Genomic DNA, 23,708 nt, shown 5'->3' with positions numbered 1-23,708 from the left:
GACCCGCCGTGGCATTGCCGTACGTGCCCGCGGTCGTCGTGGACGGGCAGGCGCCGATCGGCTCACCCCGTCGCCCGGGGGAAGAGACGTTCCACGGCGCTGACCACGGCGGCGCGGCGAGCGGCAAGGGACGGGTCCGCGGCCTGTTCCGCCGCGACGGCGCCGATCTCGGTCTGGGCCGCCCAGGTGGTGGCGATCTGGTTGACCAGGGCGAGGACGTCGACCGGATCCCAGGTGGGATCGAGCTGCCCCGCCCGCTGTGCCTCGTGCAGCTGCTCGATCTTGCGGGCGACGGTCTTCCGGATCGGGTCGGCGCCGGGGGAGGCGGCGGTGTCGGCGAGTTCGAGGCGACCCCAGGTGATCAGACGGTGGTGGTCGGGGCAGGTGAGGGTGAAGTGGTCGAAGAGGCGGCCCGCGTAGCCCGGCAGATCGGCCGGGTCCATGGGGGTGGCCTCCGCGACCCGGGCCAGTTCGAGCAGGGAGACGTGCGCGTAGAGCGCCTCCTTGCCGCGGAAGTACGCGTAGACGCGTTCCTTGCTGGTCCTGGCCTGTCTGGCGATGCGGTCCACCCGGGCCCCGGCGATTCCGTGGCGGGCGAACTCGTCCGTGGCGGCGGCGACGATCCGCGCACGCGTGGAGTCGGCACCTTCCGGAGCGGCGGGCTCGGAGGTCGGGTCGGTCGGGGTCGAGCGAGGCATACGACCAGGATAAGCCGCCGAACTGTTTGGTTTGGCATTCGGGCGATCGACGGCTATGGTCAAACCAAACGGTCTGGTTTGATGCTGGCCGGACCGGTACCCACGTCTGGAGAGAACTCATGCACCACCGCGATCTGGGCTCCCAGGGCCTGCGCGTCTCCGCACTCGGCCTCGGCACCATGGGGATGACCCTCGCCTACGGCTCCTCGAACGACGACGAGAGCACCGCCACCATCCGCCGTGCCCATGAACTCGGGGTCGACTTCTTCGACACCGCCGAGCTGTACGGCCTCGGCACCGGCAGCAACGAGATCCTGCTCGGCAAGGCGGTGAAGGGCTTCCGCGACAAGGTGGTCCTGGCCACCAAGTTCGGCTTCGACATGACCGCGCAGCAGATCGGTGCCGGGTTCGACAGCCGCCCCGAGAACATCCGCAAGGTCGCCGAGAACAGCCTGCGCTATCTGCAGACCGACTACCTCGACCTCTTCTACCAGCACGCGGCCGACCCCGACGTGCCGGCCGATGAGGTCGCGGGCGTGGTCGGCGAACTGATCGCCGAGGGCAAGGTGAAGTACTTCGGCCTCAGCAACGTCGGCCCGCAGTACATCCGCCGCGCCCACGCCGTCACCCCGGTCTCGGCCCTGCAGTCCGAGTACTCGCTCTTCGAACGGGGGGTGGAGGAGAAGATCCTGCCGGTCGTGCGGGAGCTGGGCATCGGTCTCGTGCCGTACTCCCCGCTGGGCCGCGGCTTCCTGACCGGCGTCGTCAAGCCCGCCGCCGAGTACCCGGCGGACGACATGCGCAGCTGGGACGAGCGTTGGCAGGGCGACAACTACACGTACAACCTCAACGCCACCGAGCAGCTCAAGCAGCTTGCCGCCGCGAAGGGCATCACCGCCGCGCAGCTCGCGCTGGCCTGGCTGCTTGCCCAGGGTGACGACGTCGTCCCGATCCCCGGCACCCGCAACGCCGACCGCCTGGCGGAGAACACCGCCGCGGTCGACGTCGAACTCACCGACGCCGACCTCGAGCGGATCAGGCAGATCCTTCCGCAGGGTTCCGCGGGAAGCCGGTACCCGGCCGCCATGCTGGCCACGATGTCGACCGACTGACACCGGGGCGTCCGTACCGGCCGCCGGTCCCGTGCACCGCATTCGGCACGGGACCGACAGCCGGGCTCAGGAGAGGCGGACAGGCAGCTTGTCGAAGGCGACCAGACGATCGGTGCGGACCTCGAGCGGATCGCCGGCGAGCTCGACCGAGGAGTACCGCTCGGCGACGAGGCCGAGGATCACGCTGGTCTCGGCCCGCGCCAGCAACTGCCCGGCACACGCGTGCGTACCGAGCCCGAACGTCAGGTTCCGGCTGGCGTCCGGCGGTCGGTTGTAGTCGAACTCGTTGGGGTTCTCGAAGACCTCCGGATCCCGGTTCGCCGCCCCGATGGGGTACTTGATGCAGGATCCCGCGGGGATGTGCACGCCCTGGATCTCGATGTCCGCGTTCGGGAACCGCGTGATGATCAGTTCGACCGGGTTCAGCCGCGCCAGTTCGTTGATGAACGCGTCCCGGATCTCCGGCTTGTCCCTGAACTCGGCCATCAGGTCCGGCCGTTCGGCGAACAGCCTGAAGCCCGCACCGATGAGGTAGGCCGGATTCGGGCCGCCCGACATGTAGAGCAGCACCGTGGTCTCCAGGACCTCGCGCCAGGTGAGCTCGCCGCGCCCGTGGGCCGCGAGCAGCTCGTCGACCAGCCCGTTCCCGGGCTCCTCTGCGGCCTGCTTCTCCCGTACATACCGCTCGGTCTCGGCGAACATGAAGTTCATCCCGGCCAGCGACCGCGCATGGATTCCCTCACCGGGTGCGGTCGCGTTGATGAGCATCGCGTCCCACAGTGCCCAGAACATCCCCTCCACATCACCCACGGGCATGTCGAGGATGCGGCACATCGTCAGATGGGTCGGCATCACACCCAGGTCGAAGTGGGCGTCCACCACCTCGCCCGGCGCGAGCCCGTCGAGCGCCTCGACGGTGAAGTCGTGCGTCAGCCGCGCCCAGGTGCCGATCATCTTCGGCGTCAGCCAACGATTCGTCAGCCGCCGCATCCGGGTGTGCTCCGGCGCGTCCTTCGACAGGACGGTGTTGTCGAACGCGGTCCACGGGTGAGGGTGTTCCACGGCGGAGGTGGCGGCGAAAGCCGGCGGCTCCGCGATCCGCATACACGGCAGTTTCGCGTTGTGCGTGGTGTCCGCGTGGTTCAGCACCACGTACGTGTTCTCGGTCGTCCGGTGCACGGGCGCGATTCGGCGGGCCCGCTCGTAGGCTGGGTACGGGTCCGTCCGGAATCCCTCGTCGTTCCACGGGAACAGCGCCGAGGCTTCCTCGATGGTCAAGCTCATCTCCGTCACTCCTTCGGGTCCGGTCAGGCCGGGTCAGGCGGGTATCAGGGTCAGGAGGTCCCGGGCCCACGCGTCGGCGAGCTCCGTGGCGGGGGTCGTCGACGCGGCGTCATGCTTGGCCGTGGTTCCGATCTGCTCAGCGCCGAGCTCCAGGAGCGCTCTGCGGAGGGTGTCGATGGCGTTGTTGAACGTCTCGTAGATGCTGTCGCCGAGCCCGAACGCCGCGAACCGCACACCGGACAGGTCGGGGCGTTCCGTCACGAGGGCGTCGTGGAACGGCGCCGCCGTCTCCGGCAGACCGCCCTCCCCGTAGGTGGAACTCACGAACACGGCGAGGTTCATGGCCGCCAGGTCGGACACCTCGACGTCGGTCAGTTCCGCCGTCACCGTCTCGAACCCCTGGTCGCGGAACGCGGCGGCGATGTCGTCGGCGACCATCTCCGCGTTGCCCGACTCGGTCCCGTACAGGACATGTACGACAGTCATTTCACTTCTCCTGTGGTGTCGAGGGCCGCGGTCGTGGCCGTCGGGATGGAAACCAGGGCACCGGAGCCCGCCGCCGCGGCGAGCAGTTCGTCCCTGGTCGTGAACTTCGTCCGGCACCTGTCGGGCCGGGCGCGCCGGACCTCGGCGCCGTCGATGCGCTGCCACGCCTCGAAACTCACCACCGAGGCCGGCAGCCGGTCGCGGAGCCCCGCCAGGCCCGTACGGTGCGGCGGTTCCTGATCGCGCAGGAACTCGAGGACGCCCTTCGCCGTCTCTGCCGCCAGCTTCCGGTTCTCCGCCAGATTTCCCAGCCGACCGGTGGCGGGACCCCCCACCCGGAACACGTTCGACGCCTCGATGCCACCGAACCGCGCCGACTGCGCCGGAGAAGGGTCGAAGCCGAGCGCCGTGATGACGGTGTCGGCGTCGAGGTGGCCGACCCGTGTGCTGTCCCCCGCGTCATGTGTCGTCACACGGACCCGGCCGTCGTGCCGCCGAACGGAAACCGGAACCTGCCGGAACCGCACGTTCACCGTGGTACGCGGCGCGGCCGCGGGCTCGCCGAGCAGAGGCACGCCGTCGACGCTGAGGTGAACACCGACGATCTCGGCGAGTTCCCTGACCATCGACGCGTCCCACCTCGCCGCATGCGGCTCGCACCTGCCCAGGATGTGGATGGTCCGCACCGGGGCCGGCGCCACCGCGCGCAGTGCGTCGTCGTCGACGTCCGACGCGATGAAGTCCAGGTCGGACTTGGACAGCAGTCGGGCGACATCCGCCGAGACGTTTCCGGTACCGAGGATGACGACCTCGGACCCCAGGCGCCGAGGACCGGCCGGCCGGTGGCGCAGGCGAGCGTCCGGGTCGGAGTTCAGCAGCCGGATCAGGTCACCGGCGCCGATGACCAGGGCGTCCGGGTCCTGCTCGATGCCCAGTTGCCGGTCCGTCCCCAGTCCGGTCGCCAGCACGACCGCGTGGAAGCTCTCCAGGAGTGCTTCGAGGCTCACGTCGGTCCCGACGGACACATTGCCGACGAACTCCACCCCCGGCTGCCCGAAGAGCCGGTCGAACTGGCGCGACACCGCCTTGGCGCCCTGGTGGTCCGGCGCGATGCCGTACCGGACCAGTCCGTACGGCGTCGGCAGCGCGTCGAAGACCGCGATCCCGATGTCCGGCTGTCCCTTGCGCAGAGCCTGGGCCGCGTAGCACCCGCTGGGGCCGGCGCCGACGACCGCGACCTGGAGCGGAAAGCCGTTGGCTGTCTCTGCCGGAGTTCTCATGGCTACCTCGGTTACTGCGAAGGAGTTCAGAAGACGAGATGAACGGTAACTAACTAACGGTTGTTAGTACAGAGGGGGCGATTGTCGGTACAGGGAAGGGCCGGCGTGCCGGCCCTTCCCTGTCGTGTAAGCGAACCACCTACCGTCGCGGTCGCACGTAACACGAGGTCACAGTTCCTGGCGGCCGATGCGCTGGTACACCTCGGGACGCCGGCTCCGCAGGACTCGCGCGACGGCCATCCCGATCAGGAACAGCGCGAAGGTGAAGATCAGGAAGAACGACGTGACGAATCCGGAACCGCCGAGCAGGTCCGAGTAGTTGATCACCGCGAGATACGCCACCACGCCGATACCGAGGGCCGACAGGAGCGGTGAGACGGCGGTCTTCCACACGGGTTCCTGCGACGGGTTGCGACGGAAGTACACGAACACCGCTACGCTCGCCGCGAACAGGAGCAGCAGGATCGCGAAGGAACCGATGCCGGACGCCCGGGCGTACAGCACGTTCGGGTCGCTGCCCAGGGTCACGAAGAGGACCACGCCGACGGCCCACAGCGCACCGATGATGGACGCGGCGACGTACGGCGACCCGTGCCGGGGGTGCACCTTGCCCAGAACCGTCGGCACCACACCGTCCGTGCCGAGCGAGTACATGTAGCGCGCCGTGACGTTGTGGATGGACAGCATCGACGCCAGGATCGAGGTCATCAGCAGCACGGTGACGATGTCGACCACGGTCTTGCCGACCAGCACGGTCAGCGCGTCGGTGAACATTCCACCGGTGTTGGCCGTGGCGGCCGCCTGCGCCTTGTCCGCGCCGGTGAAGGCGATGTAGGCCCATGCGGCCAGGGCGTAGAAGACGCCGATGCCTGCCACGGACAGGTAGGTGGCCCGGGGGATGGTCCTGTCGGGGTCCTTGACCTCCTCGCGGAAGATCACGGTCGCCTCGAACCCGAAGAAGTTGCCGACCACGAACAGGAGCGCGAGACCGATGTTGGGGTCGGTGACCCACGGTACGCCGAGGGAGGGGCCCCCGGAGCCGGACGGCGCGCCGTGGAGGAACGACGCGACGTCGAAGACGATGACGACGATCACTTCGAGCACCATGACCGCGGTCAGCACCTTCGCGGACAGGTCGATGCGCCGGTAGGCCAGCGCGGTGGTCACCGCGACGATCGCCAGCGCGTACCAGCCCCACGCGATGTGCGGACCGTGGAGGTTCTTCTCCACGTAGCTCTGGACGGTGATGGCGAAGAACGGCGGGGCGAAGAACCCGATCATGAAGTAGCCGAACGTCGCCAGGAACGCGCCGCCCAGTCCGGCCGGACGTCCGAGCCCCTGGGTCACGAAGGCGTAGAAGCCTCCCGGGTTCGGAACGGCGCGGCCCATCAGGGTGAAGCCGACACAGAAGACCATGAGTATGACCGTCGCCACGATGTAGATCGCCGGTCCCGTCTTGCCGCCGAACATCAGCAGCACCGGGATGAAGCCCGCCACCGTGGTCAGGGGCGCGGAGAACGCGAGCACGCTCATGGCGAGCTCACCGACGCCCATGTTGCCCTGCAGACGCCGCGGCTCTTCCACGACTTCAGCCATTCGTCTTTCACCACTCACGGTGGGGACCTGCTCGTGTCTTGCCATGAGTTTCTCTTCCTGGTGGGGCCCACCCGAGCTACCGCGGGGCCGGTTGGGGTTGGTGTCGCCTCCCTGGGGAACGCCCGTCCTGTTCAGGTACGCGCTCACCGCGTGGAGCTCGCTGCGCCGGCCGGTGCCCGCGCAGACGTTCTGGAGTGGGGGGAGGTGGCCGTGGCGAGGGGCCGGCCCGGTCAGGTGACCAGGTCCGACAGCGGCTTGCCTGTCAGCGCCTGCCGGGCGCGCAGCACTACGGCCTCCTGGAGTGCGTCCATGGCCAGGTCGGACCGCCACGCGACGTGCGGGGTCATCACCAGGTTCGGCACGTCGCGCAGCACGTGATCCGCCGGCAGTGGCTCGGTTGTGAAGGTGTCCAGACCCGCGCCTGCCAGGTGGCCGGAGCGCAGCGCGTCCGCCAGCGCGGCCTCGTCGACGAGCCCGCCGCGTGAGACGTTGACGAGGACCGAGCGGGGCCGCATACGGCGGATGACCTCGGTCGACACCAGGTTGCGGGTCTCGGCCGACAACGGCAGGTGCAGCGACACCACGTCGGACTGTTCGAGCAGTTCCTTCAGCGGCGCGGCCGGTACCGAGTCGAAGGTCGCGAACGGGTCGTAGGCGCGGACGTTCGTGCCGAGGGCGGCGTACCACCGGGCTACCTGGCGGCCGATCCGGCCCATGCCCACGACCGCGACGTCCAGCTGGGAGAACCGTGGCGTGTCCATTCCGACGCTGCCGGCCCACTGGCCGGCAGCGATGGCCGACTGGCCCGCCGGGATGCGCCGCGCCAGCAGCAGGCCCATGGTGAGGGCGTGCGACGCGACCTCCTCGGTCGCGGCACCCGGCACGATCGCGACCGGGACACCCGTCGTCCGGGCGGCCGACACGTCGATGTTGTCGTAGCCGATGCCGTACCTCACCACGGCGACGCACTTCTTCATCGCGGCGAAGTCCTGGGCCTCCACGGGCGCGTACGGGGTCACCAGCACCACGGTCGCCTCCGGGATCGACGCACGGAAGGCCTTCCGGTCCGCCGCCACCGCGAACTCCAGCCCGAACTCCTCGGCCAGTGCCCGCTCCCGCTCCAGGCTCGGGTACTGCTGAGGACCGACAAGGAGCAGGCCACCGGCACGATCGGGGATGCGGGCCGGTATTTCGGTGCTGCTTGCAAGTGACATTTCAACCCTCTCGGATCAGGGCGAAGGTGTTCGGCAGCCGTGATCTCAGGGCGCCTAAACGTGTTCGTGTGGAAAGTGAAATGAAACGTAAGGACGGCCGAATGATCCGTCAACGACTCCGTCCGCACGGGATCGGAATAGGACTCGATTGGGAACAGTGTGTTGTCGAAACCGGATTGGTCTCCGCGAGGCTCAAGCCATGGCGCGGGATCACCCAAGATCGCTGGTGCGGTGCTCCGCAACCCGTTCCTTTCGAACTCTAGCGAACTAACGGTCGTAAGCATAGGCTGGGTGTCGAGCATCGCAACCGGAGGTGTACGACCGTGAACGTGCGACAACTTCAGGCTTTCCTCGCGGTCGCCGAACACCTGCACTTCGGACGCGCCGCGGAGCAACTCTTCATGGCCCAGGCGCCCCTCAGTCGCACCATCCAGGCCCTGGAGGGAGATCTCGGCGCCCGCCTGTTCGAGCGCAACACACGTTCGGTCTCCCTCACGCCGGCCGGCCAGGCCCTCGTCCAGCCCGCCCGCGCCGTACTGGAGGCGGTGTCCTGCGCCGAGTCCGCCGTCGGTGCCGCCGTCTCCGGTGAGTCCGGCACCGTCCGTGTCGAGTTCTGCGGGGTCGCGGCACACCCCCTGGTGGCCGCGCTCTCCCGGGGCATGCGCGCGGACCATCCCGGTATCCGCCTCGATCTGACCTCGCAGGCCGTGTCCAGGCCGACGATCCGCCGCCTCCTCGACGAGGAGGTGGACGTCGGTCTCGGCCGCTTCGACAACCTGCCGCCCGGCCTCGACAGCGAGGTCCTGATCAGCGATTCACTCGTCGTCGCGGTGCCCCGGGCCCACCGGCTCGCCGGAGCCCAGGTCGTCGGTTTCCGGGACGTGGCCGCCGAGCCGTTCGTCTCCCTGCCCTACGCCACCGGCTCGGTCACCACCGACCGGCTCTGGCGCCTCGGCTACGCCCACGGCGCCGGCGGTGTCAACAACGTCCAGTTCGCCCCTGACACCCCCTCCTGTCTGGCGCTGGTCGGAGCCGAGGTCGGCTGCCACCTCGCCCTGCGGTCCGTCGCCCGGTCGACGACCAACCCCAACGTCGTCTTCGTCCCGCTCGCCCAACGCGAATGCGAACTCGTGCCCGATGTGCACCTGCGCGCCGCGTGGAGATCCGGGGCGGTCACCCCGCCCGTCGCGGCCGCGCTCGGTCACCTGCGCCGCCGTCTGCACCAGGACCGGCCGACGGTCGCAGCCTGAACCTCGCTCTTGGCCGCACCGATTGTTCCGGTTCCGGAAACAATCACCCGTGGCCTTCGCATCAATTCCGTCTGGTGCTGAACATTTCCGAGAAGTAACGTCGCGTTGTCGAAATCGTACTCGACTCTCCCCGGCAATATCGGGGAAACGAATGGCCGCGCAGAACAATGCGGTACTCGCCCCGCCGGTCGAGTCGTTTTTCTGTGCGCGAGACCCCGCAAAGGAGCATCCATGGGCAGCGAAGAAACCGTGCGCGAAATCGACGCACTCGTTGTCGGAACCGGCTTGGGCGGTGTCATGGCCCTGCGTACACTCACCGCCGACGCTGGCCTCGACGCGATCGCGATCGACAAGGCGCCGAAGGTCGGGGGCACGTGGTACTGGAACCGCTACCCGGGTGCCCTTTCCGACACGCAGAGCTTCATGTACCAGCTGCCCTACGACAAGGAACTGTTCCAGCGGACCGACTGGCGCACCCGCTACGTCCCCGCACCCCAGATCCGCCAGTACGTCGAGGACGCCGTCGACTTCTGGAACCTGCGCTCCCGTATCCAGCTCGACACCACGCTGATCAGCGCGGCCTTCGACGAGGAGGACGCACGCTGGCACGTCGTCACCGACCAGGGAGGGTTCCGCGCCCGCTTCCTGATCACCGCCGCCGGGCTGCTCTCCCAGATCAACATCCCCGACTTCCCCGGCATCGACCGGTTCGAGGGCCGCATCGTCCACACCGCCGACTGGCCCGAGGACCTCGACATCGCCGGCCTGCGCATCGGCGTCATCGGCAACGGCTCCACCGGCATCCAGTTCATGACCGAGGCCGCCAAGACCGCCGCGCACCTGACCACGTTCCAGCGCACCGCCCAGTACTCCGTCCCCGCCGGCAACCGCGAGTGGTCCGAGGCGGAGCTGGAGCAGTTCAAGGCCACCTGCGAGGACCGCTGGGAGGAGTTCCGCACCTCCAAGATCGGCTTCGGTATCGACGAGACCACGCGCAGCATCTGGAGCGTCTCCGAGGAGGAGCGCGAGGCCATCTTCGAGTGGGCCTGGCGCAAGGGCGGCAACTACACCTTCGCCAACGAGACTTTCTGCGACGTCACCAGCGACCGTGCCGCCAACGAGCTCGCCGCGGACTTCATCAAGCGGAAGATCAGGGAGATCGTCAAGGATGAGGAGACGGCGTACAAGCTCACCCCCACCGAGCTGTTCGCCCGCCGCCCCATCTGCGACTCAGGGTACTTCGAGATGTTCAACAGGCCCAACGTCACCCTCGTCAGCACGCGGGAGAACCCCATCGCGGAGTTCGTGGCGGGCGGCATCGTCACCGAGGACGGCATCCTGCACGAACTCGACGTCCTGGTCCTGGCGACCGGCTTCGACGCCGTCGAGGGCAGTTACCGCAACATGTCCATCCGCGGAACGGGCGGCAGGACCCTCCAGGAGCACTGGGCCGACGCCCCGCGCACCCACATGGGCATGGCCGTGTCCGGCTTCCCGAACCTGTTCATGGTCCTCGGCCCCAACGGCCCGTTCGTCAACCTCCCCTCCGCCATCGGCGTCCAGGCCAAGTGGATCGCCCAGGCAGTCAAGACCGTCAAGGACACCCACGGCGCCTCCATCCGGCTGCGCGAGGAGGCCGAGGAGAACTGGCTGCGGACCTGCCTCGACGAACTCAAGGGCTCCCTGTTCCTGGAGACCGGCTCGTGGATCTTCGGCAACAACATCCCCGGCAAGCGCAAGGCCCGCACCGCCAACTTCTACGTCGGCGGCCTCGACAAGTTCATCGCGATCTCCGAGGCCGAGGCAGCCCAGGGATACCCCAGCTACGAGGTCCGCGTCCCGTCCGTGGTCTGACCACCCCCCCGCAAGCGGTTTGGAGAAGCAAGCCATGCACACGTACAAGACCGTCTCGCCGCTGAACGGCGAGGTGCTCGCCGAGTACACGATGATGACCGACACCGAGGTCACCGCGGCGCTCACCCGTGCCACCGACGCCTACCGCGACTGGGCCGGCGTGTCCCTCGACGACCGGGTCGCCGTCCTGGCCCGCATCGCCGAACTCCACCGCGAGCGAAGCGCCGAACTCGCCGAGGCCATGGCGACCGAGATGGGCAAGCCGCTCGCCCAGGCCGAGGGCGAGATCGCCCTCTCGGCGTCGATCTACGAGTACTACGCCCGCTCCGGTGCCCAGCTGCTGGCCGACGAGGTCATCGAGGTCAAGGCCGGCGGACGGGCCGTCGTCCGCACTGCCCCCACGGGCCCGGTGCTCGGGATCATGCCGTGGAACTTCCCGCTCTACCAGGTGGCGCGTTTCGTCGCCCCCAACCTGCTGCTCGGGAATACGGTCCTCCTCAAGCACGCCCGCTCCTGCACCCGCACGGCGCTGCTCATCGACGCCGTCATCGCCGACGCGAGCACCCCGAAGGGCGTCTACGAGAACCTCATCGTGTCGTCCTCGCAGATCGGCGACCTCATCGCCGACGACCGCCTCCAGGGCGTCTCGCTGACCGGCTCGGAGGAGGCCGGCCGGATCGTGGCCACCCAGGCCGGCCGGCATCTCAAGAAGTGCGTCCTCGAACTCGGCGGCTCGGACCCGTTCATCGTCCTGTCCGACGCCGACCTCGACCTCGCGCTCGACCTGGCCGCGACGGGCCGGTTCAGCAACGCGGGCCAGTCCTGCACCTCCTCCAAGCGGATGATCGTCCACAGCGACGTCTACGACCGCTTCCTCGAGGGATTCGTCGCCCGCGCCCGGCAGTGGAACACGGGCGATCCGCTGGACCCGGAGACCCGCATCGGCCCGATGGCGTCCGCGTCCGGCCGGACGGAGATCGCCGAGCAGGTCGCGGACGCCGTGGCCAAGGGCGCTCGGCTGCACCTCGGCGGCGTGGTCCCCGACGGCCCCGGTGCCTTCTACCCGGCCACCGTCCTGACGGACGTCACCCCGGACATGCGGGCCTACGGCGAGGAACTCTTCGGCCCCGTCGCGGTCGTGTACAAGGTCGACTCCGTCGAGGAGGCCGTCGCGCTGGCGAACGACTCCCGCTTCGGGCTCGGTTCGGCCGTCTTCACCCGCGACGAGGACCTGGCCGCCGACATCGCCGAGCGGCTCGAGGTCGGCATGGTCGGCCTCAACACCCTCATCCGCAGCCAGCCCGACATGCCGTTCGGCGGCGTCAAGGCATCCGGGATCGGCCGCGAGCTCGGCCGCCTGGGCCTCGACGAGTTCGCCAACAAGAAGACCGTCCGCCTCTCCTGACGGTTTTTCGGCCCTCACACGGCGCCCTGCCCGCAACCCTCCCCGGCGGGCAGGGCGCAGCCGTGAACGGCACACGTCCCGCCCTACGACTCACCCCCGAAGGACATGCCATGAAGCTCGTTTCCTACGACCGCGGTACCGGTTGGAAGCCGGGCGTCCTCCACGGCGACCAGGTGTTCGACCTCAACGCCGCGCTCTGGGCTGCCGGCCGCCGGGCCTCCTCGGACCTGCCGTCCGTCCGCGCCTTCCTCCAGGAGCACGGCGGCCAGTTGCCCCAGATCGCCGCAGCCGTCGGACCGGTCCTCGACGGCGGAACCCCGGAGGCTGTGGGGAGTCTGGACTCCGTGGTCCTCGGCCCGCCGGTCACCGACCCGCTCAAGGTGCTCTGCGTCGGCCTGAACTACTCCGACCACGTCGGCGAGACCGGCCGCGCCATGCCCACCCACCCCGACCTGTTTGCCAAGTTCGCCAGCAGCCTCATCGGCCCCTACGACAGCATCGACCGGTCCGACGTGACCGACAACCTCGACTTCGAGGGTGAACTCGCCGTCGTCATCGGCAAGGAGTGTGGTCGTGTCGACGAGAGCGACGCGCTGTCGTACGTCGCCGGTCTGTCCGTCCTGAACGACATCACCGCGCGCGACCTGCAGTACCGCGGCACACAGTGGCTCGCGGGCAAGGCCGTGGACCGGGCCACGCCGTTCGGACCGGCGATCGTCACCCTGGACGAGATCGGCGACCCGCAGAGCCTGGACATCGAGACGTTCGTCAACGGCAGCCGGGTCCAGGGCTCCAACACGAAGTACATGATCTTCCCGATCGCCAGGATCATCTCCTACGTCAGCCAGTTCCTCACCCTGAGCCCCGGCGACGTCATCGCCACCGGTACGCCCGAGGGCATCGGCGCGAAGCGGAATCCGCCCCTGTGGCTGCGCCCCGGCGACAAGGTCGAGGTCCGCCTGGAGAAGATCGGGGTGCTGAGCAACCAGGTCGTCTGAACCCCCCCCTCTCACGTTCGCGGAGCCGGCCCCAGGGGCCGGCTCCGCAAACGCGTTTCATCAGTCGTCCCGGGCCTCAGCCGCGCGAAGCCAACAGCTCCGCCAGATGCAGAGTCGGCACACCGGCCAGGTCACCCAGCTGGATGCGGCAGGACATGCCGTCCGCCAGGACCACCGCGTCCGAGTGAGCCCGCACCGCCGGGAGGAGGTGCGACTCGGCCACCGCGACGCTGACCTCGTAATGTCCCTTCTCCACACCGAAGTTGCCCGCCAGGCCGCAGCACCCCGGCACCTTGGTGACGGTCGCCCCCGCCCGCTCCAGCAGACGCTGGTCGGTGTCCCAGCCGATGACCGCGCTGTGGTGGCAGTGCGGCTGCGCCACCACCTCCACACCAGTCAGGTCGGGCAGCGTCAGGTCGAGGCGCTCGACGAGCTCGGCGAAGCTCAGCACCCCCGACGCCACCACGTCGGTCTCCTCGGAGTCGCACAGCTCCCGCGCGTCGCTGCGCAGCGTGGCGAGGCAGGACGGCTCCAGAGCCATCACCGGGATCCCGCTGCGGACGTAGTGCGCGAGCGTTCCCACGGTCCGCGCGACGAGGGCCCGCGCGTGGTCGAGCTGGCCGGTCGTGATCCAGGTCAGGCCGCAGCAGGCGTCCTCCTGGATGACGCGGACCACGAGGCCGTGCGACTTCAGGAACCGGATCGCCGCCAGGCCGGACTCCGGGAAGAAGTGGTCGGTGAAGGAGTCGGCCCAGATCAGCACGTCGGCCGGTGCGTCCGCCACCCGGGAGGTGTCCGTCGCCCGTCGCAGCGTGGGGGAGGCGAACCGTGGCAGGGACCTCCGGCGGTCGACCCCGGCGACCCACTTGGCCAGACCGGCGAGCGGCCTGACGCGCAGCAGCAGGTTGGTCAGCGGCGCCAGCGGCGCGGTGAGGCGGGCCCACTTGGGGAGCTGCCCGAGGAACACGTGCGACCTAGGCCGTCTCATCCCGGCGACGTCGTGCCGCTGGTGCAGGACCTCACTCTTGTAGGTGGCCATGTCGACGCCGCTCGGGCAGTCGCTCGAGCATCCCTTGCACGCCAGGCACAGGTCGAGTGCCTCGGCGACGGCCGGGTCGCTCAGACCGCCGCGCAGGAGCCCGCCGTCGAGCGCTTCCTGGAGCACCCGGGCACGGCCACGGGTGGAGTCCCGCTCGTCCCTGGTGGCGAGATAGGACGGGCACATCACCCCGGCGGTCTTCGGCGCCACGCACTTCCCGACGCCCGTGCAACGGTGCACCGCGGCACCGAGGTCCCCGTCGTCGTGCACCAGCCGCAGACCGGAGCGCACCGGTGCCTGAGGGCGTACAGGACGCAGATCGTCGGTGATCGGAACCGGGTCGGCGATGATCCCCGGGTTGAGGATGCCGTCGGGGTCGCAGACCGCCTTGACCTGCCGGAACAGGGCGAGGGACGTCTCGTCGTACATCAGGGGCAGCAGCTCGCCTCGGACCCGGCCGTCGCCGTGCTCCCCCGACAGCGTGCCGCCGTAGTCACGCAGCCGCTTCGCGCAGGCGGTCATGAAGTCGCGGAACACCCCGGCCGAAGCCGGGTCGCCGGGCCGGAACGGGAAGTCGATGCGGCAGTGGATGCAACCGTCGCCGAAATGCCCGTACGGAATGCCCTGAAGGCCATGCTCCCGCAGAAGTTCCTCGAAGTCGCGCAGCCAAGCGCCCAGGTTCTCCGGCGGAACGGCTGCGTCCTCCCAGCCTCCGTACGCCGGCGTCGGCAGCGACCGGCCCGCGAGCCCGGCGCCGTCCTCGCGGATGCGCCACAGAGCAGCTGCCTCACGCGGGTCGTCGACGATCCTGGTGTCCAGCGCGGCGCCGGCCGCGACGAGCAGAAGTATCGCGTCCGACGCGTCCTCGCCCGCGACCTCCGCGAACAGCCAGCCGCTTCCCCGTGGCAGGTCGGGGACGGGCGAACCCTTCTCGCGCACCAGACCGACGATGCGTGAGTCCATGCCCTCGCACGCGACGAGACGCCCCGGCGCCGCGGCGAGCAGGGCCGGTACGGCATCGGCCGCGTCGGCCATCGTCGGGTAGCCGAGCACCAGCATCCTGCGTTCGACCCGGTCGTCGACGAGCCGGACGGTGGCTTCGAGGACCGTGGCGAGCGACCCCTCGCTGCCGACGAGGAACCGGTCGACGCGGCGCCTCTCGGGGAGCAGGTGCTCCAGGCTGTAGCCGCTGATCTGGCGGCCGAAGCGGCCGAACTCGGTCCGCAGATGGGCCAGGTTCGCCTCCCCGACGGCCGCGAGCCGCGCCGCGGTGACGCCGCCGGGCCGACCACCCTGCTCCAGGGCCAGTTCGCCGTTCCCGTAGAGCACGCGCAGCGACTCGACGTTGTCCACCGTCCGGCCGTAGCCCAGCGCCCGCGACCCGCAGGCGTTGTTCCCTATCATTCCGCCGACCGTGCAGCGGCTGTGCGAGGACGGATCCGGACCGAACCGCAGTCCGTGCGGCGCCGCCGCCCGCTGCAGGTCTGCGTGCACCACCCCAGGCTCCACGCGTGCCGTACGCGCGACGGGGTCGATGTCGAGGATCCGGTTGAACCGGCGGGTGTCGATGACGAGGCCGCTTCCGACCGCGTTGCCGGCGATGCTCGTGCCCGCACCGCGCATCGTGACCGGAACCCGCAGCTCACGCGCCACCCCATGCGCGGCGATCACGTCCTCCGCGTTCCGTGCCCTGACGACCGCGGACGGGACGACGCGGTACAGGCTCGCGTCGGAGGAGTACAGCGCTCGGGTCACCGGCGAGTCGTCGAACTCGACTCCGGCCGCGCGAAGGGCGGCGGCGAGGTCATCGCGAGGGGCCGTCGATGAGCCTTCCCGGGATTCGTCGGATGCGGGATGTGCGTGGATCGGCATACTTCAGACTAACTAACGTAAGGTAGCTTCGCTACTGCCGTGCGGAGCGTGATGAGGCGCGACGGGGTGGACCTCACTAACGTAAGGTAGTTTTCGACGTCCCGTCCCGGACGGCGGCAAAGGAGAAGTCGGTGGGCAAGGAACGGTGGCCCGGCGCTGTCGAGGAGTTCGGCCAGCACCTGGGCAAGCTCGACTGGAGCAGCCAGAGCGCGTCCCGGCGGACGATCCTCGAGGTGTTCCTCCGGCTCGCCACCGAGAACGGGTTCAACTCGGTCACCATGCGCATGATCGCCAGGGAGATGGCGATCAAGGCCCCGAGCCTGTACAACCACTTCCCGGACGGCCGCGACGAGATCGTCGCCGAGTCCCTCCGCTGGCACTTCTACAAGTTCGGCATCGCCGTGCTCGACGAGGTGCGAGGTGTCTCCGACCCCAGGGAGGGCTGGCGCCGCATGGTGCATGTCCACCTGACCCGGCAGATCCAGCTTCCTGAAAGCAACCTCTGGGACCTGCTGGTGGCGACCGACCATGTCGTCCACTTCCTCCCGACGGAACTCCGCGAGGAGGTCGACGCCTGGGTCGACCTGTACGAGGCGCTCTTCCGCGCCGCGGCCGAGGACATGGGCTTCGGCCCTTCGGTCCAGCAGGTCAAGCTCGCTATGACGGTCCTCGAAGGCGCGAACCGCTGGGCCATGTGGGACGGCAGGCCGCGCTCGCTCGCAGCGCTGGTCGAGAAGGCGCGCACCGCGACCCTCGCTCTGCTGGAAGTCGCGAAGGACTGAGGACCGGCCGCCATCGAAGCTCCCGTGAAGGCCAGAGGAATGGACAGACGATGACGCCGCGGAAATACCCCTCCGGACCTCTCGCCCGCCGGAAGGAGAACTGGCCCAGAGGCCACGCCTTCGTGTCGCCGGGTGAGGGCCGCCGACCGGAAGTCGCCCTCATGGAGTGGGAACTGCGGGGCGAATCATGGACGGACGAGCATCCGCACGACGAGTTCAACTACGTCCTGGAAGGCCACCTGTTCGTCGAGTGCGACGGAGAGACCGTCGACGCGGTCACGGGCGACGTGATCCGGGTCCCGGCCGGCAGCGTCGGGCGTTATTGGGCGCCGGAGTATGCCCGTATGCTCGCCGTCTACGGCCCCAACCCGCAGGGGCTGGAAAGCCGCGTGCACGCATACACGCGACTGGAGCAGCCGTAGGAGAGCTCCGGCGGACCCCCTGGCAGCGGCTGCATCGGATCGTCGAAGCAGCAGACGGACGAGCCGCGCCGCGCCTGCGGCAGAGGTGGTCCGAAGCAATTGCAAGCGCTTTCTCGCGGCCGGGAGCGGGCATGTACATTGATCCGAACCGGGTGGGTGCCGATGCCCGGCCGACAGCTGTCTCACCCCTCGGAGAAGCATTCTCATGGACCAGTCCGTGCGTCGGCGCCGTCACGCGCTGTTTCTGCTTTTCCTGCTGGCCGGAATCGCGATGGCGTCGTGGGTGACCCGCACGCCCGCGATCCGGGACCGCCTGGACGTGTCCACCGCACAGATGGGGCTGGTGCTGTTCGGGCTGTCGCTCGGCTCCATGGCCGGGATCTCCTTATCCGGGCGGCTGGTGGCGGTGTTCGGGACGCGGCGCGTGATCGCTTGGGGGACATGGCTGCTCATGGCTGGGATGGCCGTGATCAGCGTCGGCAGTCTCGCCGCGTCGGCAGTGGTGGTGGCCGCGGGACTGTGCGTTTTCGGTTCCGGTCTGGGTGTCGGTGACGTCGCCGTCAACGTAGACGGAGCGGACGTGGAACGGGTCAGTGGCAGGACCACCCTGCCCGCCCTGCACGGCTTCTTCAGCCTGGGCACGGTGGTCGGATCCGGTGCGGGCATGGCAGCGACGGCGGCCGGGGTGCCGGTGCAGTGGCACCTCGCGGCGGTCGTTCCGCTCGCCGCGGGACTCTACCTCTGTTCGGCGCGCGCCATCCCGGAGGGCACCGGCCGTGTCCTCCCCGAGGAACCGCGCGGAGCAGATGGTGGAGGGCACCACCGCCCGGCGGTGTGGAGGGACGGGAAGCTCCTCCTCATCGGTGCGATCGTGCTGGCGATGGCGCTCTCCGAGGGCTCGGCCAACGACTGGCTGCCGCTGCTCATGGTCGACGGGCACGGCATGGACGCCACATCGGGTTCTCTCGTCTACGCGGGATTCGCCGCCGCGATGACACTGGGCCGCTTCTCCGGCACGTTCTTTGTGAACCGCTTCGGCCGCGCCGTCGTCGTCAGGGCCAGTGCCGTGTCCGGGGCACTCGGCCTGCTCCTTGTGATCGTCTCCGACAACGCCGTCCTCGCAGGAGCCGCCGTGCTGTTGTGGGGGCTGGGCGCCTCGCTCGGTTTCCCCCTCGCACTCTCGGCGGCCGGGGAGTCCGGCCCCGATTCGACGGCTCGGGTCAGTCTGGTCGCCATCATCGGCTACGTCGCCTTCCTCGTTGGGCCGCCCGGCCTCGGATTCCTCGGCGACCACCTCGGCCTGCGCCTCGCCATGCTCATCGTCCTCGCCTGCGTCGGCTGTGCGGCCTTCCTCGCCCCCGCGGTCGAGACCCGGCCCAGCGTGGCCGCGGTGTCCGCCCGTGACGCCGACGCTCCCGCGACCGCTGACGACGCCTGACCCGGGCAGGCAGGCGCGCCACATCCGGTCAGGCAGCCGTCGGCAGGAGTCCGAGGAACTCGCCTACAGATCCGGTCCCCCTTTCTCCCCGTCGGTGGGGAGCGTGTGACGGTGGACACCACTACGTTTCCCACGCGCGACGCCCACGAGAGCTGACCCGCCGGACCCAGTTGTCGGGTTGTTCGGTCATGGCGTTTCCAGCCCGGTCGAGGCGGGGCCGGGCGGGTAGCCCTTTACACGGAGCCAGGTGTCGAGGGCGAGGGCGACGATGTCGCCGTGGGGGAGGCCTGTGTCGGCGTTGTAGCGGCGGATCCGGCGCTGGAGCTGGAGGACTTCGGGGACGGCGTGGTTGAACTGTCCGCGTTTGGTGTGCCGGTTTCTGATGACGTCCAGGGTGTCCGGGTGCGGCGTGAGAACGTCATCGGTCGGCTGGGGCTCGGCGTCGAGCGCGTCGGCGATTTCACGTAGTCGGCGGGCGTAGGGGGAGTGATCAGGCACGTGAGTTGCTCCGGTCGATCTGGTTAGGTGGATAGCTATCCGCCTATTGGGTTATTGGAATAGTCGGCAAGGGGCGGCCGCCCCTTGCGTGAGGGTGGCCGCCCTGTGCCTGGCGGTCGGGTCAGAACCCGCGGGTGGTGAGCCACTCGTCCAGTGCGACCGAGACGATGTCGCCGATGGGCAGGTGGTCGAGTTCGTTGTCCAGCGCGAAGCGCTTGAGCCGCTTCTTCAGCTTCAGCGCCGCGGGGACCGACGAGTCGAGACTCTCGCGCGCGATGATGCGCTGGTTGAGAACGACGGCGGTCTCAGGAATGTCCTTGGGACGGCCGGATCCCTGAGCCCACGGTGTTCCTTCGCTGGGCGCTGCCTGCGATTGCGCAGCCTGTTCCTGGTGAGCCTGCGGAACATCGGTCCTCACCGGGAACCCGTTGCCGCCTGCCGTCGGAGAATCTGCAGGGCGAAGCGCCACCTCGGCGCCCCAGGCTGCGCCAGGAGCCGCGGACGTGCCGTGCTGCACAACGGTTTCGGCTGGCTGCGTGGGCTGGATGGCAGGTGCTGCGGGCTCGGCGACTGGGAGTGCAGGCGATACCTGCCGCTCCACCGGCTGACCGGCGGATTCCGTCCCCGCCTCGGTGGCGGCGACGGCCGGGCGAACTGGCTGACTGGCGGCCGGCTCCGGGACGGGGCCGCTCGGTGCCTCGGCAGTCGGCTGGGCGGCGGTCTGTGCCACTTTGGGCATCGCCTCGGCCCGGCCCTGTGCCGACCCCTCGGGGTTGGGAACGGTGGAAGGAGCGGGCTGAACCTGCGGCTTGCTGGCTGCGGGACGGCCTTCGCCCGGGGCGGCGGCCTGTTCGGCAGCGTACTGCTCGGGGGTGAGCTCGGCGGCCGGGGGAGGAGGCGGAGGGGTCGTCTTCCTGGCTCCGCCCAAGGCACGACCGCCCGTACGTCGGGCTGGGGGCTTCATGCGTTCGGTCATGCTGCGGTCAGCTCCTTCATCAGCTTGGCGTACTCGCTCAGCTCGGTCGGGATCTCGCCGAAGGCCTCCATGTAGTGCACCCAGGAGTGGATGGTGGTCTCGGCGAGCGGGAACGCCTCGTCGCGTTCCGGGCCGATGCCCTCGCCCTCGGCGGGGTCGAGGAGCTGGTCTTTTGCCCGGCCGGGCAGGCTGGTGCGGTCGTCGGCCTTGACCATGACGACGTGGGCGGTGACGCCGTGTTCGTTGCGTGCGGCGGCGCGCTCGGCCTCGTCGAAGGTGGCCACGAGCTTGCGGCGCTCGATCTTGGTGGGGGCGACCGGCACGAGCAGCAGGTTCGCTTCGGTGACAGCCTCGTGGAAGATGCGGGCGCTGCCGCCGCCGGCGTCGACCACGATCGCGCCGAACTCGGCGCGCTTGGCACGGATGTACTCGGCGATGTCGTCGAACGGGTACCGCTCGACGATCAGGTTCTCGGGAATCTCGAAGCCGGCGGCCTGGGCGACCTTGAACCAGTCGTAGGCGGACTGGCTGGTGGCGTCGGCGTCCAGCAAGAGCGTCGGCAGGTTGAGGACGACGGCGTAGTAGAGGGCGATGAACCAGGCTGAGGTGGTTTTGCCGGTGCCGCCCTTGAGCATGCCGAGGACGATGACGAAGGCGTCTCGGTCGTGTTCTGTGGCTGCGGCCAGGGTCTTGTGACGGGCGTTCTCGTTCACGTGTGCTTGATCTCCTGAAACTGGAAGGGGTGTCGTGTTGTGCGCGTCAGCGAGCGGGTCGACGACGGGGGTGCCCGTGCTGGCTTGCCGCGGCCGGCCACGGCCGCCTTCTTGATCTGCCAGGCAGGGTGGGGAACACCCATGCGGATGTGGGGGCTCATGGCCGCTCCCTCGTGTCGCGGGCCGGGCCGTGCTTGTGCTGGGGCCGCATGCGGGTGCCTGCTTGGTGCAGGAGCCGATAGACGGTGGCGACGGAGTAGCTGTGCTCCCTGGCGAGTTCCGGCACCGTGGCTCCGGCCTCGTACCGTGTGCGCAGGGACAGCGCGACCTTGTGCCGTTCGGCGGCCCGTGCTGCGGCGCGCATCCGCAGGGTCTGCTGGCTGGTGCGCACGGTGCCGCCGGCCTCGATCAGCAGGCGCCGGGCACCGCGCCTCGTCTCTCCTGCTGCCGTGGCGAGTTCGGTGAGGGTTGCGCCGTGCTGCTCGTACAGGGTGCGCAGACGGGCCGCGAGTCGCCTGCGGGCTTGTGGGTTCTGCTGCATCCGGCGGGTCTGCCAGGAGGTGCGCATGACGGTTCCGGCGTCGTGCAGCCGGTTGAGGACGGTGCCGTAGGACAGGCCGCTGGCGGTGACGAGTTCGTCGACCGTGGCACCGGACTCGTACTGCTCGCGCAGGGCTTGGGGCGTCACCGCTTTGCTCGTGTCGGGCGTGACCGGGGGATGTGGGTTCATGCGACGGACTCCCATTCGCTGAGGGCTTCGGCATGGGCAGCAGACAGCTCGTCGTAGCTGCGCTGGTCGGCGGGCGTGATGAGGATCAGGCGGCCGTCGGTGGCGATGCGCCAGTCGGCGGCCGGACGACCGGTGACCGGGTCGATGACCCGCCCGCCCGGGGCGTGCCACGGCGGTGGGATCTCGTCGGGACGCGGCACTGGCACCAGGACTTGACGGCCGTCGCGGACGATCACCACAGCCCTGCTGCGGTGCTCCGCAAGCCGGTTCAGTGCCTCCTGGTAGACCGCCCGCTCGGCCGCGTGCAGGGCCTTCCGCCTGGTCGCGATTCCCCAGGTGCCGTGTTGCTCGGCGACCTTGTCCCAGCCCTGTGCCGGCGCTGTGGTGCGGCCGTTGTCGGCGTCCGGGAGGCGGATACCGAAGCCCTCCAGAGCATGTGGCGCGAGGGTCCAGGTCTCCCCGGTGTGCTGGACGAGGCCGTGGTCGGCGAGGCGTCGCAGGGTCCGGTAGGTGGTGGCGCGGGAGACCGAGGACGTATCGACGAGTTCGGCAGCGGTCTGGTGGGGGTGCTGGTGCAGGGCGCTGATGATCAGGAGGGCGGCGCTGCCGAGGGCGTGGTGTGCGAAGGCGTCGTGGCCCATCAGGCGGCCGAGAACGGTGGAGTCGATGTCGGCCGTCGTGGCCGTCTCAGGGGTGGTCCACTCCTCAAGTGCCGGGTCGGGGGGGAACTGAGTGGACCGGAAACGAGACAGCAGAGCCGGGCCACCGCGGTCGGGGATCTTGCCGTCGCCGTTGCCCAGATACCAGGTCGAGCCCTCCCTGCCATGGCCCACCCGCAGACGCCGCAGCCAGCCCCGTGGCCGGAGGACCGTCTCGTAGACGACCCGCAGGGTCGTGCGGGAGACCCCGGCTTCCTCCGCGGTCTGCCGCTCACTGGCGAGGTGCAGGGGCCCGCCGGCGGTCTCGGCGAAGTTCAGGTGCGCCCGCAGCACCCGCAGCGCGGTCCGTCCCCGCTCCCCGCGCCACGGTGTCGTTTCGATCCGGTCGCGCAGTGCGGCGAGGACTTCGTACGCCTCGTGCCGGGAACTCAGCGCGATGGTGGTGCTGATCGCGTCCGAGGCGCTGGCCCACACCCGGCGGATGTAGTCCAGGGCGCGCGACTGCCCGGAACGCAGCGCAATGTGCCGGGTGTGCCGTCCGCCTTCGTGCTCGGGGTGCAGCAGGAGCTGCGTGAGCTGGTCGACGGTACCGCCGGCACGGGCCACGTGGCAGGCGATGGCCGCGGTGATCCGGTGACCGTGCTCGGCCGCGCCCTGACGGTCCGCGCGCAGGACCACGCTCCGACGGTCGGAGCCGAGCCTGCTGTAGCTTCCCGCCGCGTAGCGGCCGGTGAGGTCTCCGAGCAGAACCAGGTCAGCCGCAGCCGGAGACAGCCGGTGAAGCCCCAGTCGCTCGCTCGGGTGAATGGGTCGTTGGGATGGGTCTGCCTGGTGGGTGTGGTGGGGCACTGTGGGGTCGTCTCGCAAGGACGTGGACGCCACCGAGGCCCGCTAAAACCACGGGTGGTGTCCGGAACCGACCTCCAATCGGTGCCAGGCGAAGCCTCCAGGATTGCCGTCCTGGAGGCCTTCGTATGCCTGGCCCCCGCATCAGAGGCAGGCGTCCCCATCGCGGCTCGACCGAGTACGACTCGGAGGGCCGCCAGAGGAGTCCTTACCAGTTCGACACGGTCCTGACCTCGGCTGATTCGGGGCCAAGCAGAGGGCGATTGCCTCTGACTGGCTCCGAGCAGCTCGGGTCGAACCCGGGTCGAATCAGAGCGGTTTCCTCTGACTGCCTCCGATCGCCTCTGCAACCCGTCCTAGCAGGTCACAACCGATACGGCCCGCAAAAGCGCAGGTCAGAAGGGTGCTCAGGAATACCCGGCGTACAGCCCGACTCGTCTGCCGCTCTGCATTTTCGCAGGTCAGGGCGTATGTTTATCGGCTAAACAAACTCGTGGGGTCGAATCCGGGTCGAATCCGAGCCGTGGGTATCGTCGTTTCCGTCTCTCATTCATGC

The 23,708-nt window shown here is 69.3% G+C and carries 21 protein-coding genes; 8 read left to right on the top strand and 13 right to left on the bottom strand.

Features of this window, described 5'->3' with window-relative positions; translation table 11 throughout:
• Window positions 1-62 precede the first annotated feature (62 nt).
• Entirely contained in the window at window positions 63-698 is a 636-nt protein-coding gene (locus tag ABZ887_RS45420; RefSeq protein ID WP_361304450.1) for a TetR family transcriptional regulator, read from the bottom strand.
• Window positions 699-817: 119 nt separating this feature from the next.
• On the opposite strand from ABZ887_RS45420, the gene ABZ887_RS45415 reads away from it, so the two are divergent.
• Window positions 818-1,810, top strand: a complete 993-nt coding sequence (locus ABZ887_RS45415) for an aldo/keto reductase (RefSeq protein ID WP_361304447.1) — start codon at window positions 818-820, stop codon at window positions 1,808-1,810.
• A gap of 66 nt (window positions 1,811-1,876) precedes the next feature.
• Here ABZ887_RS45415 and ABZ887_RS45410 read toward each other — a convergent pair whose 3' ends face one another.
• From ABZ887_RS45410 to ABZ887_RS45390, 5 genes are all read right to left on the bottom strand, one after another.
• Window positions 1,877-3,094: a cytochrome P450 gene (locus ABZ887_RS45410; protein ID WP_361304444.1), complete on the bottom strand. Its 1,218-nt coding sequence runs from the start codon at window positions 3,092-3,094 to the stop codon at window positions 1,877-1,879.
• Between the two features lie 33 nt (window positions 3,095-3,127).
• Complete coding sequence (locus ABZ887_RS45405) at window positions 3,128-3,580, bottom strand: flavodoxin domain-containing protein (protein ID WP_361304441.1); 453 nt, start codon at window positions 3,578-3,580, stop codon at window positions 3,128-3,130.
• Window positions 3,577-4,860 carry an FAD-dependent oxidoreductase gene (locus ABZ887_RS45400; protein WP_361304438.1) on the bottom strand — a complete coding sequence of 428 codons (1,284 nt, stop codon included), beginning with the start codon at window positions 4,858-4,860 and terminating at the stop codon, window positions 3,577-3,579. Before ABZ887_RS45400 ends, ABZ887_RS45405 begins: the two co-directional genes overlap by 4 nt.
• Window positions 4,861-5,028: 168 nt before the next feature.
• Entirely contained in the window at window positions 5,029-6,456 is a 1,428-nt protein-coding gene (locus ABZ887_RS45395) for an APC family permease (RefSeq protein WP_361304435.1), read from the bottom strand.
• 230 nt (window positions 6,457-6,686) lie between these two features.
• Window positions 6,687-7,670, bottom strand: coding sequence for a C-terminal binding protein (locus ABZ887_RS45390; protein WP_361304432.1), 984 nt, complete (start codon window positions 7,668-7,670; stop codon window positions 6,687-6,689).
• Window positions 7,671-7,999: 329 nt separating this feature from the next.
• On the opposite strand from ABZ887_RS45390, the gene ABZ887_RS45385 reads away from it, so the two are divergent.
• The 4 genes from ABZ887_RS45385 (at window position 8,000) to ABZ887_RS45370 (ending at window position 13,177) form a co-directional block, all read left to right on the top strand.
• On the top strand, window positions 8,000-8,920 hold the full coding sequence (locus ABZ887_RS45385; protein ID WP_361304429.1) for a LysR substrate-binding domain-containing protein: 921 nt from the start codon (window positions 8,000-8,002) through the stop codon (window positions 8,918-8,920).
• A gap of 231 nt (window positions 8,921-9,151) precedes the next feature.
• Window positions 9,152-10,774, top strand: coding sequence for an NAD(P)/FAD-dependent oxidoreductase (locus tag ABZ887_RS45380; RefSeq protein WP_361304426.1), 1,623 nt, complete (start codon window positions 9,152-9,154; stop codon window positions 10,772-10,774).
• 34 nt (window positions 10,775-10,808) lie between these two features.
• Window positions 10,809-12,179: an NAD-dependent succinate-semialdehyde dehydrogenase gene (locus tag ABZ887_RS45375; protein ID WP_361304423.1), complete on the top strand. Its 1,371-nt coding sequence runs from the start codon at window positions 10,809-10,811 to the stop codon at window positions 12,177-12,179.
• A gap of 110 nt (window positions 12,180-12,289) precedes the next feature.
• On the top strand, window positions 12,290-13,177 hold the full coding sequence (locus ABZ887_RS45370; RefSeq protein ID WP_361304420.1) for a fumarylacetoacetate hydrolase family protein: 888 nt from the start codon (window positions 12,290-12,292) through the stop codon (window positions 13,175-13,177).
• A gap of 76 nt (window positions 13,178-13,253) precedes the next feature.
• Here the strand turns inward: ABZ887_RS45370 and ABZ887_RS45365 are convergent, their stop codons facing one another.
• Complete coding sequence (locus ABZ887_RS45365; protein ID WP_361304417.1) at window positions 13,254-15,971, bottom strand: FAD-binding and (Fe-S)-binding domain-containing protein; 2,718 nt, start codon at window positions 15,969-15,971, stop codon at window positions 13,254-13,256.
• A gap of 248 nt (window positions 15,972-16,219) precedes the next feature.
• Here ABZ887_RS45365 and ABZ887_RS45360 point away from each other — a divergent pair, with 248 nt between their 5' ends.
• From ABZ887_RS45360 to ABZ887_RS45350, 3 genes are all read left to right on the top strand, one after another.
• Window positions 16,220-16,870, top strand: coding sequence for a TetR/AcrR family transcriptional regulator (locus tag ABZ887_RS45360; RefSeq protein WP_361304414.1), 651 nt, complete (start codon window positions 16,220-16,222; stop codon window positions 16,868-16,870).
• 50 nt (window positions 16,871-16,920) lie between these two features.
• Window positions 16,921-17,292, top strand: coding sequence for a cupin domain-containing protein (locus tag ABZ887_RS45355; RefSeq protein ID WP_361304411.1), 372 nt, complete (start codon window positions 16,921-16,923; stop codon window positions 17,290-17,292).
• 205 nt (window positions 17,293-17,497) lie between these two features.
• A complete protein-coding gene (locus tag ABZ887_RS45350; protein ID WP_361304408.1) occupies window positions 17,498-18,730 on the top strand; it encodes an MFS transporter in 1,233 nt (410 codons plus the stop codon).
• A gap of 186 nt (window positions 18,731-18,916) precedes the next feature.
• Here ABZ887_RS45350 and ABZ887_RS45345 read toward each other — a convergent pair whose 3' ends face one another.
• The 6 genes from ABZ887_RS45345 to ABZ887_RS45320 form a co-directional block, all read right to left on the bottom strand.
• A complete protein-coding gene (locus ABZ887_RS45345) occupies window positions 18,917-19,228 on the bottom strand; it encodes a hypothetical protein (protein ID WP_361304405.1) in 312 nt (103 codons plus the stop codon).
• Window positions 19,229-19,349: 121 nt separating this feature from the next.
• Entirely contained in the window at window positions 19,350-20,204 is an 855-nt protein-coding gene (locus tag ABZ887_RS45340) for a hypothetical protein (RefSeq protein WP_361304402.1), read from the bottom strand.
• A complete protein-coding gene (locus ABZ887_RS45335) occupies window positions 20,201-20,917 on the bottom strand; it encodes a ParA family protein (RefSeq protein WP_361304399.1) in 717 nt (238 codons plus the stop codon). The genes ABZ887_RS45340 and ABZ887_RS45335 overlap by 4 nt, the downstream gene beginning before the upstream one ends.
• On the bottom strand, window positions 20,914-21,078 hold the full coding sequence (locus ABZ887_RS45330) for a hypothetical protein (RefSeq protein ID WP_361304396.1): 165 nt from the start codon (window positions 21,076-21,078) through the stop codon (window positions 20,914-20,916). The genes ABZ887_RS45335 and ABZ887_RS45330 overlap by 4 nt, the downstream gene beginning before the upstream one ends.
• Complete coding sequence (locus ABZ887_RS45325) at window positions 21,075-21,647, bottom strand: helix-turn-helix domain containing protein (RefSeq protein WP_361304393.1); 573 nt, start codon at window positions 21,645-21,647, stop codon at window positions 21,075-21,077. Before ABZ887_RS45325 ends, ABZ887_RS45330 begins: the two co-directional genes overlap by 4 nt.
• The gene (locus tag ABZ887_RS45320) at window positions 21,644-22,984 is read right to left on the bottom strand and encodes a MarR family transcriptional regulator (protein WP_361304390.1); all 1,341 of its coding nucleotides are present in this window, start codon (window positions 22,982-22,984) and stop codon (window positions 21,644-21,646) included. The genes ABZ887_RS45325 and ABZ887_RS45320 overlap by 4 nt, the downstream gene beginning before the upstream one ends.
• Window positions 22,985-23,708 lie beyond the last annotated feature (724 nt).

This window comes from Streptomyces sp. NPDC047061 (assembly GCF_040643955.1).
Classification (GTDB): domain Bacteria; phylum Actinomycetota; class Actinomycetes; order Streptomycetales; family Streptomycetaceae; genus Streptomyces.
The sequence above is the reverse complement of the archived record's forward strand: the minus strand, read 5'-3'. Positions and strand labels throughout refer to the sequence as shown.

Coding starts and splice junctions, on each gene's coding strand:
- ABZ887_RS45420 (WP_361304450.1), bottom strand. CDS start 698: ATGCCTCGCTCGACCCCGACCGACCCGACCTCCGAGCCCGCCGCTCCG.
- ABZ887_RS45415 (WP_361304447.1), top strand. CDS start 818: ATGCACCACCGCGATCTGGGCTCCCAGGGCCTGCGCGTCTCCGCACTC.
- ABZ887_RS45410 (WP_361304444.1), bottom strand. CDS start 3,094: ATGAGCTTGACCATCGAGGAAGCCTCGGCGCTGTTCCCGTGGAACGAC.
- ABZ887_RS45405 (WP_361304441.1), bottom strand. CDS start 3,580: ATGACTGTCGTACATGTCCTGTACGGGACCGAGTCGGGCAACGCGGAG.
- ABZ887_RS45400 (WP_361304438.1), bottom strand. CDS start 4,860: ATGAGAACTCCGGCAGAGACAGCCAACGGCTTTCCGCTCCAGGTCGCG.
- ABZ887_RS45395 (WP_361304435.1), bottom strand. CDS start 6,456: ATGGCTGAAGTCGTGGAAGAGCCGCGGCGTCTGCAGGGCAACATGGGC.
- ABZ887_RS45390 (WP_361304432.1), bottom strand. CDS start 7,670: ATGTCACTTGCAAGCAGCACCGAAATACCGGCCCGCATCCCCGATCGT.
- ABZ887_RS45380 (WP_361304426.1), top strand. CDS start 9,152: ATGGGCAGCGAAGAAACCGTGCGCGAAATCGACGCACTCGTTGTCGGA.
- ABZ887_RS45375 (WP_361304423.1), top strand. CDS start 10,809: ATGCACACGTACAAGACCGTCTCGCCGCTGAACGGCGAGGTGCTCGCC.
- ABZ887_RS45370 (WP_361304420.1), top strand. CDS start 12,290: ATGAAGCTCGTTTCCTACGACCGCGGTACCGGTTGGAAGCCGGGCGTC.
- ABZ887_RS45355 (WP_361304411.1), top strand. CDS start 16,921: ATGACGCCGCGGAAATACCCCTCCGGACCTCTCGCCCGCCGGAAGGAG.
- ABZ887_RS45350 (WP_361304408.1), top strand. CDS start 17,498: ATGGACCAGTCCGTGCGTCGGCGCCGTCACGCGCTGTTTCTGCTTTTC.
- ABZ887_RS45340 (WP_361304402.1), bottom strand. CDS start 20,204: ATGACCGAACGCATGAAGCCCCCAGCCCGACGTACGGGCGGTCGTGCC.
- ABZ887_RS45330 (WP_361304396.1), bottom strand. CDS start 21,078: ATGAGCCCCCACATCCGCATGGGTGTTCCCCACCCTGCCTGGCAGATC.
- ABZ887_RS45325 (WP_361304393.1), bottom strand. CDS start 21,647: ATGAACCCACATCCCCCGGTCACGCCCGACACGAGCAAAGCGGTGACG.